The organism is Aquamicrobium sp. (assembly GCF_023954335.1).
In the GTDB taxonomy this organism is placed as follows: Bacteria; Pseudomonadota; Alphaproteobacteria; order Rhizobiales; family Rhizobiaceae; genus Aerobium.
Genome location: NZ_JAMLIE010000002.1, coordinates 575791 through 590371, shown reverse-complemented (window position 1 = coordinate 590371; position 14581 = coordinate 575791). Strand labels below are relative to the sequence as shown.

The 14581-nt window shown below is 67.3% G+C and carries 18 protein-coding genes; 10 read left to right on the top strand and 8 right to left on the bottom strand.

Annotated features, from left to right (window positions below; translation table 11 throughout):
• Window positions 1-94 precede the first annotated feature (94 nt).
• The 3 genes from M9945_RS15515 to M9945_RS15505 form a co-directional block, all read right to left on the bottom strand.
• Window positions 95-940: an EamA family transporter gene (locus tag M9945_RS15515; RefSeq protein ID WP_367931133.1), complete on the bottom strand. Its 846-nt coding sequence runs from the start codon at window positions 938-940 to the stop codon at window positions 95-97.
• Between the two features lie 183 nt (window positions 941-1123).
• Window positions 1124-1903, bottom strand: a complete 780-nt coding sequence (locus M9945_RS15510; protein ID WP_367931134.1) for an HpcH/HpaI aldolase/citrate lyase family protein — start codon at window positions 1901-1903, stop codon at window positions 1124-1126.
• A complete protein-coding gene (locus M9945_RS15505) occupies window positions 1900-2220 on the bottom strand; it encodes a DUF1476 domain-containing protein (RefSeq protein ID WP_367931135.1) in 321 nt (106 codons plus the stop codon). The genes M9945_RS15510 and M9945_RS15505 overlap by 4 nt, the downstream gene beginning before the upstream one ends.
• A gap of 299 nt (window positions 2221-2519) precedes the next feature.
• Here M9945_RS15505 and purC point away from each other — a divergent pair, with 299 nt between their 5' ends.
• Genes purC through M9945_RS15480 form a run of 5 tightly spaced genes read left to right on the top strand, consistent with a single transcriptional unit; the run spans window position 2520 to window position 4911 of the window.
• Complete coding sequence (gene purC / locus M9945_RS15500; RefSeq protein WP_367931136.1) at window positions 2520-3311, top strand: phosphoribosylaminoimidazolesuccinocarboxamide synthase; 792 nt, start codon at window positions 2520-2522, stop codon at window positions 3309-3311.
• 19 nt (window positions 3312-3330) lie between these two features.
• A complete protein-coding gene (gene purS / locus M9945_RS15495; protein WP_367931137.1) occupies window positions 3331-3573 on the top strand; it encodes a phosphoribosylformylglycinamidine synthase subunit PurS in 243 nt (80 codons plus the stop codon).
• A 14-nt stretch (window positions 3574-3587) separates the two neighbouring features.
• Window positions 3588-3842, top strand: coding sequence for a hypothetical protein (locus tag M9945_RS15490; protein WP_367931138.1), 255 nt, complete (start codon window positions 3588-3590; stop codon window positions 3840-3842).
• Window positions 3839-4507, top strand: coding sequence for a phosphoribosylformylglycinamidine synthase subunit PurQ (gene purQ, locus M9945_RS15485; RefSeq protein WP_367931139.1), 669 nt, complete (start codon window positions 3839-3841; stop codon window positions 4505-4507). The genes M9945_RS15490 and purQ overlap by 4 nt, the downstream gene beginning before the upstream one ends.
• Window positions 4504-4911, top strand: a complete 408-nt coding sequence (locus M9945_RS15480; protein ID WP_367931140.1) for a hypothetical protein — start codon at window positions 4504-4506, stop codon at window positions 4909-4911. Before purQ ends, M9945_RS15480 begins: the two co-directional genes overlap by 4 nt.
• Window positions 4912-5019: 108 nt before the next feature.
• Here M9945_RS15480 and M9945_RS15475 read toward each other — a convergent pair whose 3' ends face one another.
• The gene (locus tag M9945_RS15475; protein WP_367945319.1) at window positions 5020-5235 is read right to left on the bottom strand and encodes a DUF1127 domain-containing protein; all 216 of its coding nucleotides are present in this window, start codon (window positions 5233-5235) and stop codon (window positions 5020-5022) included.
• Window positions 5236-5317: 82 nt separating this feature from the next.
• Here M9945_RS15475 and M9945_RS15470 point away from each other — a divergent pair, with 82 nt between their 5' ends.
• From M9945_RS15470 to M9945_RS15450, 5 genes are all read left to right on the top strand, one after another.
• Window positions 5318-6742 (top strand): PLP-dependent aminotransferase family protein, encoded by a 1425-nt coding sequence (locus M9945_RS15470; RefSeq protein ID WP_367945318.1) that lies wholly within the window; start codon window positions 5318-5320, stop codon window positions 6740-6742.
• A 107-nt stretch (window positions 6743-6849) separates the two neighbouring features.
• Complete coding sequence (gene purL, locus M9945_RS15465) at window positions 6850-9045, top strand: phosphoribosylformylglycinamidine synthase subunit PurL (protein WP_367945317.1); 2196 nt, start codon at window positions 6850-6852, stop codon at window positions 9043-9045.
• 14 nt (window positions 9046-9059) lie between these two features.
• Window positions 9060-9293, top strand: coding sequence for a BolA/IbaG family iron-sulfur metabolism protein (locus M9945_RS15460; protein ID WP_367931662.1), 234 nt, complete (start codon window positions 9060-9062; stop codon window positions 9291-9293).
• Between the two features lie 118 nt (window positions 9294-9411).
• Window positions 9412-9747 carry a Grx4 family monothiol glutaredoxin gene (grxD, locus tag M9945_RS15455; protein WP_367945316.1) on the top strand — a complete coding sequence of 112 codons (336 nt, stop codon included), beginning with the start codon at window positions 9412-9414 and terminating at the stop codon, window positions 9745-9747.
• Window positions 9748-9828: 81 nt separating this feature from the next.
• A complete protein-coding gene (locus tag M9945_RS15450; RefSeq protein ID WP_367945315.1) occupies window positions 9829-11076 on the top strand; it encodes a multidrug effflux MFS transporter in 1248 nt (415 codons plus the stop codon).
• Here M9945_RS15450 and ttcA read toward each other — a convergent pair.
• The 4 genes from ttcA to murI form a co-directional block, all read right to left on the bottom strand.
• Window positions 11063-11857 carry a tRNA 2-thiocytidine(32) synthetase TtcA gene (ttcA, locus tag M9945_RS15445; RefSeq protein WP_367945596.1) on the bottom strand — a complete coding sequence of 265 codons (795 nt, stop codon included), beginning with the start codon at window positions 11855-11857 and terminating at the stop codon, window positions 11063-11065. The genes M9945_RS15450 and ttcA overlap by 14 nt on opposite strands.
• A gap of 158 nt (window positions 11858-12015) precedes the next feature.
• On the bottom strand, window positions 12016-12633 hold the full coding sequence (gene rpsD / locus M9945_RS15440) for a 30S ribosomal protein S4 (RefSeq protein ID WP_367931666.1): 618 nt from the start codon (window positions 12631-12633) through the stop codon (window positions 12016-12018).
• Between the two features lie 278 nt (window positions 12634-12911).
• Window positions 12912-13775, bottom strand: coding sequence for a glutamate racemase (locus M9945_RS15435; RefSeq protein ID WP_367945314.1), 864 nt, complete (start codon window positions 13773-13775; stop codon window positions 12912-12914).
• A 2-nt stretch (window positions 13776-13777) separates the two neighbouring features.
• Entirely contained in the window at window positions 13778-14581 is an 804-nt protein-coding gene (gene murI / locus M9945_RS15430) for a glutamate racemase (protein WP_367945313.1), read from the bottom strand.

The window sequence follows — 14581 nt, the reverse complement described above, 5'->3', positions numbered from 1 at the left end:
GGCGTTCTGACGAACACTACTTCCGCTGCTCCAGCTTCTTTCCTTTAGCCGCATTTATGCGACGTCAGACGATTCCGTCTGACTGCAAAATGCTCTAGCCGAAGCGAAGCGCCACCATGCCGCCGACGATCAGCAGCCCGGCCGCGACCCGCCAGCGCGTCAGCCGCTCGCCGAGCACGAGGGTCGAGAGCGCCATGGCGAACAGGATCGATGTTTCCCGCAGAGCCCCGACCGTGGCGATCGGCGCCTTGGTCATCGCCCACATCGCGATCCAGTAGGCGACGGCGCTCAGGAAGCCGCCGACCAGCCCGACCTTCCATTCGCCGGCCATCGTGCGCAGCGCCTTCGGCCCGCGCAGCGCGAGGCAGAAAACGAGCGACCACAGCCCCTCGCACATGAACAGCCACACCGCGTAGCTGGTCGCATCCGCGGCCGAGCGCGCGCCGGAGCCGTCGGTCAGCGTGTAGCCGGCGATGAAGACGGAGGTCACGAGGGCGAAGAAGACGGAGCGCCCGTCATAGGCGCCGAGCGCGCGGCTGCCGCGAAACGACATCAGGAAAACGCCGCAACTCAGGAGAAGGATTCCCGAAATCGCCACGGGACCCGGAATCTCCGCCAGAAGCAGCACGCCGCCGACCGTCGCCAGAAGCGGGGCCGTGCCCCGCGCCAGCGGATAGGCGAGCGCCAGGTCGCCGGTCTCGTAGGCGCGCGTCAGGTAATATTTATAGCCGGTGTGGAAGACGAGCGACGCGGCGATCCATCCCCATGTCTCGCGCCCCGGCATGGTCACGAAGGGCGCGAGCGGCAGCACGACCAGCGCCATGCTGACGCTCATCAGCGATACGGAGACGAATCGGTCGCCGCGCACCTTGAGCAGCGCGTTCCACGACGCATGCATGGCCGCGGCCGCGATGACCGCGAGGAACACGGCCGTGCTCATCGGCAAGCCTGCCGAAGGCTGGCCCGGCGCGAGGCTGGACGAATGGGCATGAAGCACCCGGACGATCGAAAGGGTCCGAACGCGTCGCCGCGCGGACCCCGCTGAGGAGGACCATAACCGCCGGATAGCCGGCTAAGGGCAAGGTGCCACGGACCCGCCCGCGCGTCGATGGGCCAGAAGCGGCTATTTCATCGTCGCGCGCGCCGCATCGAGAAGCGAGGCCGCGCCCAGCGCCATGTAGCGGCTCTCGCCGCCCAGCGCGATCAGGCGAAAGCCCATCGCGGCATAGCCCCCGACAAGCGCCGGATCGACGACATAGATCGCCGCATGCTTGCCGGCCGCGGCCGCGCGCGCCGCGATATGGGCGATGGCGTCCATCATCTGCGGCAGCGAGGGGTCGACCGTCGCCCCGCCGCTCCAGGCGATGGAGAAGTCGGCGGGACCGACGAAGACGCCGTCGATGCCCGGCACGGCGAGGATGTCGTCGACGATGGCCAGCGCCTCGCGCGTCTCGATCATGGCGAAGGCGAGCGTTCGCCCGTTCTCCCCGTTCATCCACGCATGGGCCTCATGCGCCTGAAAGCGCGGCATGGCGAAGCTCGGCCCCCACGACCGCTGGCCGACAGGCGGGTACTTCATGGCCGTGGCGAAGGCCCGGGCATCGTCCAGCGTGTTGACCATCGGCGCGATGACCGCCTCGGCGCCGAAATCGAGCGCGCGGCTCGCCATGTCGAACCGGCCGACGGGAACGCGCACCAGACCCGGCTTGCCGGCGGCGATGACCGGCCCCAGTCCGCGCAGCACGCTGTCCTCGTGATGGCCGCCATGCTGCATGTCGAGGGTGACGGCATCCATGACGGTCTCGGCCAGCACTTCCACCGTCAGGGCGTCCGGCAGCGACGACCACGCCGTGAAGACGGTGTCGCCCGCGGCCAGCCGCGCGGCGAGCCTTGCCGGGCTCACGCGTTCTTGACCTGCGCGATCGCCTGGTCGAGCAACTCGTCCATGGTGCGGCGGATCTGATGGTCGGACTGGTCGACGCCGGCGGCGTCGAAATCAGCCCGAACCTTGCGGAACACGTCCTCGTCGCCCGCTTCCTCGAAGTCGGCGGCGACGACGGACTTGGCGTAGGCTTCGGCCTCGTCGCCGCTCTTGCCGAGCTTTTCCGCGGCCCAGAGCCCGAGAAGCTTGTTGCGGCGCACAGTGGCCTTGAACTTCAGTTCCTCGTCGTGGGCGAACTTCTTCTCGAAGGCGTCCTTGCGGTCGTCCATGCTGGCCATGCCAAATCCCTCCGGCTCGAGTGGCGAATCCGTGTTCCCATATGGGTGTGGCGACCACAAACCAAAAGGTCGCTTCGCGGTCAATATGCGTACCGCCGCGCCGATGTGCCGCATTTGCGTTGCGCCGCCGCGCCGATGCGCGGCATTTGCGTTGAATTGGTCGGCTCACCGGCGATTGACGATTGAGCCGGAGGCAGGATTAGGCTAGAGACCGCGTGAGAAAGTCCTGTCGCCGGCCGCGCCCCGGCCGCAACCCGGAGCATTCGCGACACCGCCGCTCCCAAAGACCAGAGATAGCCATGAACCGTCGCCGCCGCATCTACGAAGGCAAGGCCAAGATTCTTTACGAAGGGCCCGAGCCCGGAACGCTGATCCAGTTCTTCAAGGACGACGCCACCGCCTTCAACAAGAAGAAGCACGATGTGATCGACGGCAAGGGCGTGCTCAACAACCGCATTTCCGAGCACATCTTCACGCACCTGAACCGCATCGGCGTGCCGACGCACTTCATCCGCCGGCTCAACATGCGCGAGCAGCTGATCAAGGAAGTCGAGATCGTGCCGCTCGAGGTGGTGGTGCGCAACGTCGCCGCCGGCTCGCTGGCCAAGCGCCTCGGCATCGATGAGGGCACGGTGCTGCCGCGCTCGATCATCGAGTTCTACTACAAGGCCGACGCGCTCGACGACCCGATGGTGTCGGAAGAGCACATCACCGCCTTCGGCTGGGCGAGCCCGCAGGAAATCGACGACATCATGGCGCTCGCCATCCGCATCAACGATTTCCTCTCCGGCCTCTTCCTCGGCGTCGGCATCCAGCTCGTCGACTTCAAGGTCGAGTTCGGCCGCCTCTACGAGGGCGACATGATGCGCATCGTGCTCGCCGACGAGATTTCGCCGGATTCGTGCCGGCTGTGGGACATCGCCACCAACGACAAGCTCGACAAGGACCGGTTCCGCCGCGACATGGGCGGGCTGGTCGAGGCCTATCAGGAAGTGGCCCGCCGCCTCGGCATCATGAACGAGAACGAGCCGCCGCGCCCCTCCGGCCCGGTCCTCGTCTCCTCCAAGCCCGACAAGGGCAGCGTCCACTAATCCCGCCGGAGAGACCGAAGTGGTGAAAGCCCGCGTTACCGTCACCCTGAAGAACGGCGTTCTCGATCCGCAGGGCAAGGCCATCGAGGGCGCGCTCGGCGCGCTCGGCTTCGCCGGCGTCGGCGCGGTCCGCCAAGGCAAGGTCTTCGACCTCGAGCTCGACACCGCCGACAGGGCGAAGGCCGAGAAGGACCTGACCGCCATGTGCGAAAAGCTGCTCGCGAACACGGTGATCGAGAACTATACTATCAGCGTGGGCTGACGCCGGAGGGCGCGATGACGGAAGTCACCAACGAGCTGATGTATGAGGTTCTCAAGAGCCTGCATGCCGATGTCCGGCTGCTCAAGGATGGGCAGCGCGAGATAAAGCAGGAACTCATCTCCATCCGCGGGCAACTCATCGCGATGAATCAGGACGTCCACAACATCTACGGCATCCTCGGCCGCCACGACCAGCGCCTCGAGCGCATCGAGAAGCGGCTCGAACTGCACGAATTCGCCGAACCCCACACCCCCTACAGGTCAGAATGAAATCCGCCGTCGTCCTCCTCCCCGGCTTGAACCGCGACCGCGACATGATCGCGGCGCTGACGAAGATCGGCGGCAAGCCGCCGCTGACCGTGTGGCAGACCGACACCGACATCCCCGATGTCGACCTGATCGTCATCCCCGGCGGTTTCTCCTACGGCGACTACCTGCGCTGCGGCGCGATCGCGGCGCGCATGCCGGTGATGCGCGCGGTCGCCGACAAGGCGGCGAAGGGCGTCAAGGTGATGGGCGTGTGCAACGGCTTCCAGATCCTGCTCGAGGCGGGCCTGCTGCCCGGCGCGCTGATGCGCAACGCCTCGCTGCGCTTCGTCTGCCGCGAGGTGAAGCTCGAGGTCGCCAATGCCGATACCGCGTTCACGCGCGGCTATACGAATGGCGAGATCATCCGCTGCCCCGTCGCGCATCACGACGGCAACTATTTCGCCGACGCCGAAACGCTGGCCCGCATCGAGGGCGAGGGACAGGTCGTGTTCCGCTATGCCGAAGGCACCAACCCCAACGGCTCGATCAACGACATCGCCGGCGTCGTCAATTCGGCCGGCAACGTGCTCGGCCTGATGCCGCACCCGGAAAACCTGATCGAGGCCGCGCATGGTGGCGCCGACGGGCGGCCGCTGTTCGAAGGGCTGCTGGGAGCCGCCGCATGAGGGCGCTGGCCGGCGCGAGCCTCATCGTCGCGCTCGCATTCCTTTCCGCCTGCCAGTCCGCCCCCTCCCGCCCCGCGCCGGCCGGCGCGGGCAAGAGCGCGGCGCTGCGCAATATGGAGCAGGTGGCCATCGCCGCGCACCGCTGCTGGTTCGCCGCCAACGATCCGGCCTTCCGCGCCTACAGCTTCGCCAACGAGCTGAATTCGTTCTCCGGCCGGCCGCGCTTCCTGCTGGTGCCGAAGGGCAATTACGGCGGCCGCCCGCTGCTGGTCGTGCAGGCCGAAGGCGCCTCCGGCCGCGTCACCGCGTTCGGGCCGTTGATGGACGGGCCGCAAGGCGGGCGGATTTCCGGCGACATCAACCGCTGGGCGGCGGGGTCGTCCGCCTGCTCGTCCGCGGCCTAGAGCGTTTTGCAGCCGGACGGAATAGTCCGGCGTCGCATGAATACGGCTAGCAGCGGAAGCAGCGTTCGTCAGAACGCCCGCTGCTCCAAAACCGGCGAAAGCCGCCCCTCAATCCCAGAACGGCCGCTGATATTCCTGCGAGGCTTCCTCGAAGGAAACGCCGATGTCGCGCAGCAGCCGCTCGTCCAGATCTTCCAGCGCCCGGCGGCTGCGGAACCGTTCCACGGCAAGATCGTAGCGCCCGACCAGATACAGCGCGAACGCGCCGAGCCGGCGCAACCCGGCGTGCGGCGCTCTTTCCCTGATTGTATCGATTGTACTCATTTTTGAGTCTCAATTCACGATTGAAGCGGTACAATCTCTATGAATTGACTCTCAATCCCCTTCAATATAGAAAATTGTCACCATGACAAATTGGCTTCCCGATATCGGAACCGGCGACGGGCCGATCTATGTCCGGCTCGCCGACAGGATCGAGCAGGACATCTCGGCCGGGCTGTTGGCGGCCGGGGCGAGGCTGCCGCCGCAGCGCGACCTCGCCTACGACCTCGGCGTGACGGTCGGCACGGTCGGGCGCGCCTATGCGCTGATGCGCGAGCGCGGCCTGCTCAGCGGCGAGGTCGGCCGCGGCACCTATGTCCGTGGCAGGAGCGTCGAGGGCGGCAGGGCGTCCACGCCGGCAAGCGACGAATCCCCCCTCACCGACGGCACCCGCCTCTACGACGCCCCGGCCGAGAAGCTGCGCTTCGACAGTACGGCGGCGCCGGATGTCGGCCAGAGCGACGAAATCCGCGCCTTGCTCGGCGCGATCGAGCGCGAGCACCCGGCCGAGCTTGCCAGCTATACACGCCGCTTTCCGCAAACCTGGTCCGCCGCCGGCGTGTCGTGGCTGGCGCGCAACGGCTTCCGCCCTTCGCCCGAATGCATCGTGCCGACGCTGGGGGTCCATGCCGGGGTGATGGCGGCGATCTCGGCCGCCACCGCGCCCGGCGACGGCATCGCCTTCGAGCACGTCACCTATTCGCAGCTCGCGCGCGGCACGCGGCTGATCGGCCGGCGCACCATGCTCGTCGCCTCCGACGAGGAGGGCGTGATCCCGGAGGATTTCGAGCGCCTGTGCGCCCAGCGCCACCCGAAGATGGCGTTCCTGATGCCGACGGCGCAGAACCCGACCCTGTCGATCATGCCCGAAGCGAGGCGCAGGCAGATCGCCGCGATCGCCGCCCGGCACAACGTCCTGCTGGTCGAGGACGACCTTTACGGCGCGCTGACCGACGACCCGACGCCGCTGCTCACCACGTTCGCCCCGGACCGCACCTTCCTCGTCGGCGGATTGTCGAAGTCGGTCGCCGCCGGCGTGCGCGGCGGCTGGGTGCTGTGCCCACCGCATTTCACCGACCGCGTCCGCATCGCCCACAAGATGACCACCGGCGGCATGCCCTTCATGCTGGCCGAGCTCGGTGCGCGCCTCGTGCTGTCGGGCGCCGCCGCGGCGATCCGCAAGCGCACGATCGGCGAGATCAACGCCCGCCTCGCGCTGGCGCGCGAGGCCCTCGACGGCTTCGATGTCGTGGCGCGGCCCAACATCCCGTTCCTGTGGCTCGCTTTGCCCGAGCCATGGCTGTCGGGCACGTTCAAGAACGCGGCGTTCGAGCAGGGCGTGCTGATCGACGACGAGGACGAGTTCAAGGCCGGGCGCACGGAACAGGTGTTCCACCGCGCCCGCCTCGGCATATCGGCGCCGCGCCGGCGCGAGGAGGTCGCGCGCGGACTCGCCGTCATCCGCGACCTGCTCGACGGCGGCCGCGCCGGCTACGACAGCTTCGGCTGAGAAGCTGTCGATACTGCGCATCCGCACACAATAACGGTTCATTGCGCCGGCCTTGTGCGCTAAGGAACGCGCGAGACCTCGTTTCCCACAGGGCTGGCTGCGCGCGCATGATACGCAACGACATCGACATCACCGAAGAGCTGATCGCCTCGCACGGCCTCAAGCCCGACGAGTACCGGCGCATCCTCGACCTGATCGGCCGCGAGCCGACCTTCACCGAGCTCGGCATCTTCTCGGCGATGTGGAACGAGCACTGCTCCTACAAATCGTCGAAGAAGTGGCTGCGCACGCTGCCGACCAGCGGGCCGCGCGTCATCCAGGGGCCGGGCGAGAATGCCGGCGTCGTCGACATCGGCGACGGGCAGGCCGTCATCTTCAAGATGGAGAGCCACAACCACCCCTCCTTCATCGAGCCCTATCAGGGCGCGGCGACCGGCGTCGGCGGCATCCTGCGCGACGTCTTCACCATGGGCGCACGACCGATCGCGGCGATGAACGCGCTGCGCTTCGGCGAGCCTGAGCATGCCAAGACGAAGCACCTCGTCTCGGGCGTCGTCTCCGGCGTCGGCGGCTACGGCAATTCCTTCGGCGTGCCGACCGTCGGCGGCGAGGTCCAGTTCGACGCCCGCTACAACGGCAACATCCTCGTCAACGCCTTCGCCGCCGGCCTCGCCGACGCGGACGCGATCTTCTATTCGAAGGCGTCGGGCGTCGGCCTGCCGGTCGTCTATCTCGGCGCCAAGACGGGTCGCGATGGCGTCGGCGGCGCGACCATGGCCTCGGCCGAGTTCGATGATTCGATCGAGGAGAAGCGCCCGACCGTGCAGGTCGGCGACCCGTTCACGGAAAAGTGCCTGCTGGAAGCCTGCCTTGAGCTGATGGCGTCGGGCGCGGTGATCGCCATCCAGGACATGGGCGCGGCGGGGCTGACCTGCTCGGCCGTCGAGATGGGCGCCAAGGGCGATCTCGGCATCCGCCTCGACCTCGACAAGGTGCCGGTGCGCGAGGAGCGCATGAGCGCCTACGAGATGATGCTGTCGGAAAGCCAGGAGCGCATGCTGATGGTGCTGCGCCCCGAGAAGGAAGCGGAGGCCGAAGCCATCTTCCGCAAATGGGGCCTCGACTTCGCCATCGTCGGCGAGACCACGGACGACCTGCGCTTCCGCGTCTTCCATCAGGGCGACGAGGTGGCGAACCTGCCGATCAAGGAGCTGGGCGACGAAGCCCCGGAGTATGACCGGCCGTGGCTGGAGCCGAAGGCCCCTGCCCCGCTCGCCGCCGTTCCGGCCATGGACGTCGCGGACGCGCTGGTGAAGCTCGTCGGCTCGCCGAACCTCTCCTCGCGCCGCTGGGTGTGGGAGCAGTACGACACGCTGATCCAGGGCAATTCCTTGCAGATCCCCGGCGGCGACGCCGGCGTCGTGCGCGTCGAGGGCCATGCGTCGAAGGCGCTCGCCTTCTCGTCGGACGTCAACCCGCGTTATTGCGAGGCCGACCCCTTCGAAGGCGGCAAGCAGGCCGTGGCCGAATGCTGGCGCAACATCACCGCCACCGGCGCGCTGCCGCTCGCCGCCACCGACAATCTGAATTTCGGCAACCCCGAGCGGCCCGAGATCATGGGCCAGTTCGTCATGGCGATAAAGGGCATCGGCGAGGCCTGCCGCGCGCTCGACTTCCCGATCGTCTCCGGCAACGTCTCGCTCTACAACGAGACCAACGGCCAGGGCATCCTGCCGACGCCGACCATCGCCGGCGTCGGGCTGATCGACGACTGGGCGAAGATGGCGAAGATCGGCTTCGCGGCCGAGGGCGAGGAGATCGTGCTCATCGGCGCGCCGCCCGGCTGGGGCACGCATCTCGGCCAGTCCGCCTATCTGCGCGAGCTGCACGGCCGCCACGACGGCCCCGCGCCGCATGTCGACCTCGCCCACGAGCGCAAGGCCGGCGACTTCGTGCGCGGGCTGATCCGTGACGGCCACGTCACCGCGGTCCACGACCTTTCCGACGGCGGCCTTGCCGTGGCGCTGGCCGAGATGGCGATGGCCTCCGGTATCGGCGCGACGGTGGGCGAGCCGGACGGCGGCGAGCCGCTTGCCGCCTTCTTCGGCGAGGACCAGGGCCGCTATCTCGTCACCGTCAGGGCGGGCGGGCTTGACGGCCTGCCGCGCCCCGACGGCGTGTCCATCGTGCGTCTCGGCGCCACTGGTGGCTCGTCCTTGAAGCTCGGCAATGCCCGTGCCATACCGGTGGCGGAACTGAAGGCAGCGCATGAAGGCTGGTTCGCCTCCTTCATGGGCAACTGAGAAGGGTTGACGCCATGGCCATGGACGCGCGCGAGATCGAACGGCTCATCAAGGAAGGCATTCCCGATGCCGTGGTGACGATCCGCGATCTTGCCGGCGATGGCGACCACTATGCGGCGGAAGTCGTGGCCGAGAGCTTCCGCGGCAAGAGCCGCGTGCAGCAGCACCAGATGGTCTACAACGCGCTGAAGGGCAATATGGGCGGCGTCCTGCACGCGCTCGCGCTCCAGACCAGCGCGCCCGACTGAGCGCCGGCCGGGGGCGGATGCGCGGACGCGTCCGATTGCGCGGCGCGGCATTCTACCCTAGATAGGGGCCAGCCAATGCTTCGCCGGACCTTGAACCCGGCAGAAAAGGACAAGCCAGATGAGCGATATCGCCGGTTTCATCGACAACGAGGTCAAGGGCAACGACGTGGTGCTGTTCATGAAGGGCACCCCCGGCTTCCCGCAATGCGGGTTCTCCGGTCAGGTCGTGCAGATCCTCGACTATCTCGGCGTCGACTACAAGGGCGTCAACATCCTGACCTCGGACGAGCTGCGCCAGGGCATCAAGGATTATTCCAGCTGGCCGACCATCCCCCAGCTCTATGTGAAGGGTGAGTTCGTCGGCGGCTGCGACATCGTGCGCGAGATGTTCCAGGCGGGCGAGTTGCAGGGCTTCTTTGCCGAAAAGGGCATCGGCCTGCGCAACGCGGTGTGAAGCCAGCCAGCCACTGCAAGCAAGCGACACGATGCGCCGGCTTGCCGGCGCATCTTTCTTTTTGATCCGGAGAATCCCGTCATGCAAGACAGGACAGGAGAGCGGCCGTCGGGCCTGCCATTGCCCCGCTATGAATTCATCGCGCTGGCCGCGGCGCTGATGTCGCTGAACGCGCTCGCCATCGACATCATGCTGCCCGGCCTGCAGGAGATGGGCGCCAGCCTCGGCGTCGAGAACGAGAACCACCGGCAATACGTCATCTCGGCCTATTTCGCCGGCATGGCCGCCGCGCTGCTGCCCTACGGTCCCGCCTCCGACCGCTTCGGCCGGCGCGGGCCGGTGCTGTTCGGCCTCGGCATCTACGTCTTCGCGGCGATCGCGGCGGCGTTCGTCACCTCCTTCGAGGCGATGCTGGCGCTGCGCTTCCTTCAGGGCGTCGGCGCGGCCTCGACCCGCGTCATCGCCGTGTCGATGGTGCGCGACCGCTTCGGCGGCCGGCAGATGGCCGAGACCATGTCGTTGATCTTCATGGTGTTCATGGTCATCCCCGTCGTCGCGCCTTCGATCGGCCAGGTGATGATGCTCGTCGGCGACTGGCGCTTCATCTACATCGCCATGGGTATCATCGGCGCGGTGATCACCGTGTGGGCGGCCCTGCGCATGCCGGAGACCCTGCATCCCGAGGATCGTCGTCCCTTCACGCTGACCTCGATCGGCAAGGCGTTCGGCACGGTGCTGAGCAACCGCTTCTCGCTGTTCTACACGCTGGGCTCCACCTTCATCTTCGGCGCGCTGTTCGCCTTCATCAACTCGGCGCAGCAGGTCTATGTCGGCATCTACGATCTCGGCGTCTGGTTCCCGATCCTGTTCGCCATCGTCGCCGGGTTCATGGCGCTGTCGAACTATCTCAACTCGCGCCTCGTCATGCGCGTCGGCATGCGCCGGCTCTCGCACGGCGCGCTGACCGGCTTCGTCATTCTGTCGGGCGTGTGGCTCGTATGGTCGCTCATCGGCCACCTGCCGATCACGCCCTTCGTCATCCTGTTCGCGTTGATCATGTTCCAGTTCGGCTGGATCGGCTCGAACTTCAACGCCATCGCCATGGAGCCGCTCGGCCACATCGCCGGCTCGGCCTCCTCCGTGCAGGGCTTCATCCAGACGCTCGGCGGCGGGCTGGTCGGGGCGCTGATCGGCCAGGCGTTCGACGGCACGACGACGCCGCTCGCCCTGGGTTTCTTCGGACTGGGCCTGACCTCGCTGGTGCTGGTGGCGATCGCCGAGCGCGGGCGGCTCTACCAGACCAGCCCCTCGCAGGTCACGCGGGACTAAGGCTGGCGAAGTCGAACAGGCCGCGGTCGAGCAGATGGCTCGGCCGCACATTGGCGAGCGCGCGGATCATCGTGTCCTTGCGCCCCGGCATCCGCCGCTCGATGTCGAGGAGCATTGCCTTCATGGCGTTGCGCTGCAGGCCATCCTGGCTGCCGCACAGATCGCAGGGGATGATCGGAAACGTCATCGCCTCGGCGAAGCGGGCAAGGTCCGCCTCGGCGCAATAGGCGAGCGGGCGCAGCACCGTCATGTCGCCCTCGTCGTTCATCAGCTTGGGCGGCATCGCCGCCAGCCGGCCGCCGTGGAACAGGTTGAGGAAGAAGGTCTCGAGGATGTCCTCTCGGTGATGGCCGAGCACCAGCGCCGAGCACCCTTCCTCGCGCGCGACGCGATAGAGATGGCCGCGCCGCAGGCGCGAGCACAGCGAGCAATAGGTGCGGTTCTCGGGGATCTTGTCGGTGACGACCGAATAGGTGTCCTGATACTCGATGCGGTGCGGCACGCCGTTGGCGCGAAGATAGTCCGGCAGGATGTGCTTCGGAAAATTCGGCTGGCCCTGGTCGAGGTTGCAGGCGACGAGCTCGACCGGCAGAAGGCCGCGCCATTTCAGGTCGAGCAGCAGCGCGAGCAGCCCGTAGGAATCCTTGCCGCCCGACAGCGCCACCAGCCAGCGCTCGCCCGGCCGCACCATCGCAAAATCCTCCAGCGCCTGACGCGTGTCGCGCAGCAGTCGCTTGCGCAGCTTGTTGAACTCGACCGAGGACGGCGCGGACCGGAACATCGGGTGGCAGACGCCCTCCTCCGCTTCAGGCGCGGGCGGGGCGGAGACGGGTTCGGAAGCGAGCGAAAGGGTCATCGCGCTGTCTTACATGCGGGCACGGCAAAGAAAAAGGCCGCGCTGCGACAGCGCGGCCTCGATATCGAGCGGTAAAACCGAAATCAGCGCGAGTAGAACTCGACGACCAGGTTCGGCTCCATCTGCACCGCGAACGGCACGTCGGCGAGGTTCGGCACGCGCACATAGGTCGCGACCATCTTGTTGTGGTCGACCTCGATATAGTCCGGCACGTCGCGCTCGGCGAGCTGGACCGATTCCAGCACGATGGCGAGCTGCTTCGACTTCTCGCGCACCTCGATCACGTCGCCGGCCTTGCAGCGATAGGAGCCGATGTTGACACGGCGGCCGTTGACCTTGACGTGGCCGTGATTGACGAACTGGCGCGCGGCGAAGATCGTCGGCACGAACTTGGCGCGGTAGACGATGGCGTCGAGGCGCGATTCGAGCAGGCCGATGATGTGCTCCGGCGTGTCGCCCTTGCGGCGGTTGGCCTCCTCGTAGACCTTGCGGAACTGCTTCTCGGAGATGTCGCCGTAATGGCCCTTCAGCTTCTGCTTGGCGCGAAGCTGGATGCCGAAATCGGACAGCTTGCCCTTGCGGCGCTGGCCGTGCTGGCCGGGGCCGTATTCGCGGCGGTTGACCGGCGACTTCGGGCGGCCCCAGATGTTCTCGCCCATGCGGCGATCGATTTTGTACTTCGCGGATTCGCGCTTGCTCATCGCATTCCCTTTCAACACATTATCCCCGAAAGCTCACGCTTCGGGTGAAGGAAACGCGCCCTCCTCTGGCCCCCGTTTGCGGAGCCTGACAGGACATCCCACGCACGCTTTGCGAAGATGCCCACGGGACACGTCGAAAAAATCCCGACGCCTCGCGGCACTGGACTCGCCGCTCACTACCGGAACGCGGCCGCGATGTCAACGCGGCCGGGAAATGGATGGCGCGGTGGGACCAGTCCTTCTGGCATGTGGAGGAAGCCGGCGCGCGGCAAGCCCGACTACAGGCGTACCGTATGAAGCGGCAGCGCGATACCCATGCGGTCGAGCATCGCTCTGAAGTCCCCGACCGGAAGGCGCTCGTTTTCGGTCACCAGTCCCACGAGCGCGCCCGTTCCCGCGGCCGAGTGCGGCACGATGGCGGCGACGGCGTCTTCCAGCGGATCGAGGAAAGGCCATGCCGGGCGGGCTGCCTTCAGATAGAGCAGCAACCACGGCAAATGCGTGCTCGACAAGGTCACGGCCGCAAGGTTCGGGTGACGGGCGTCGAGATCGTCCATGAACGCGTCCACCGCATGCCGCGTCGCCTCGGGGTCGAACAGGAATGCGCCGCTTTCGACAAGATCGACGAGTGGCGAAGCATCGACGAGATGAACCCGGATCCCATGCTCGCCGGCTTCCCTGTCGGCATAGGCCCGCAGTTCCGGGCTCCGGACCATCGACTGCACGCCCAGCACCGCGACGTCCCCGGCTCCGGCAACGCCCAGCGCGCTGGCGATCGGCGGCCGGACGCCCAGCACCGGAACCCCGATCACATCCCCGATCTCGTTGAGCACGGTGATCGAGGGCGCGTTCGAGGCGACCAGAACGGCGGCGGGGTCGAACCCGTTCAGATAAAGAAGGGTGCGCCGGAGAATGGCAAGGAGCTCGGCGCGGCTTTTGCCGCCATACGGGAAACTGGCGCGGTCGGCAAAATATACAATGTCCTGTTGCGGAAGCAGGCGCCGGATCGCGGCGACCGCCGCGTAGCTGCCGATCCCCGCATCGAAGACGGCAACAGGTTTCGTCAATGTCTGACGGCCGGGCATTGGAGGCTCCGGTTCCCCGGCGCCGGAAATCCGCGTCGGGATGCTGTCGGAAACCATTGTCACGCCCCGTCAGCCACCGTCAGCCCGAAACCCTGCATCAGCCGGCGCGCGAGAAAATCCGGCCGGCCGGAGGTGAAGACGGCGATGTCCGGCTCATCCCCGTTCCGCGCCGGCCCAGACGCGCGCGGGCCGGCGAGCGACAGCGCCTGCCGGGCGATGGCTTCCGCCGGGTCCAGCCAGTCCACCGGCCACGGCGCGGTCTTGCGCATGCGGTTGGCGAGGAACGGATAATGCGTGCAGGCCAGCACGACGATGTCGGTGCGCCGCCCGTCCATTTCGACGAAACAGGGCGCGATCTCGGCCCTGACCGCCTCCTCGTCGACGAAGCCGTCGCGCATGTAGGTCTCGGCCAGCGACGCCAGCCGGTCGGAGCCGACGAGGCGAACATGGCAGCGCCCCGCCCATTTCTCGATCAGGTCGCGCGTATATTGCCGCTTCACCGTGCCGGGCGTCGCCAGCACCGAGACGAGGCCGGAGCGGGTGCGCTCGGCCGCCGGCTTGATCGCCGGCACCGTGCCGACGAAGGGCGTGGCCGGAAATGCGGCGCGCAATTCGCTGAGCGCCAGCGTCGAGGCCGTGTTGCAGGCGACGACGGCGATCTCGGGATCGTGCGCGGCGATCAGCCGGCCGAACAGCGAAACGACATGCGTGCGCAGCGCCGGCTCCTCCCACCGCCCATAGGGAAAGCCCGCGTCGTCGGCGACATAGACGAAGCGCCGGTCCGGCATCAGCACCCGCGCCTCGCGCAGCACCGTCAGTCCGCCGACACCGGAATCGAACATCAGGATCGGCCGGCCGCTCAT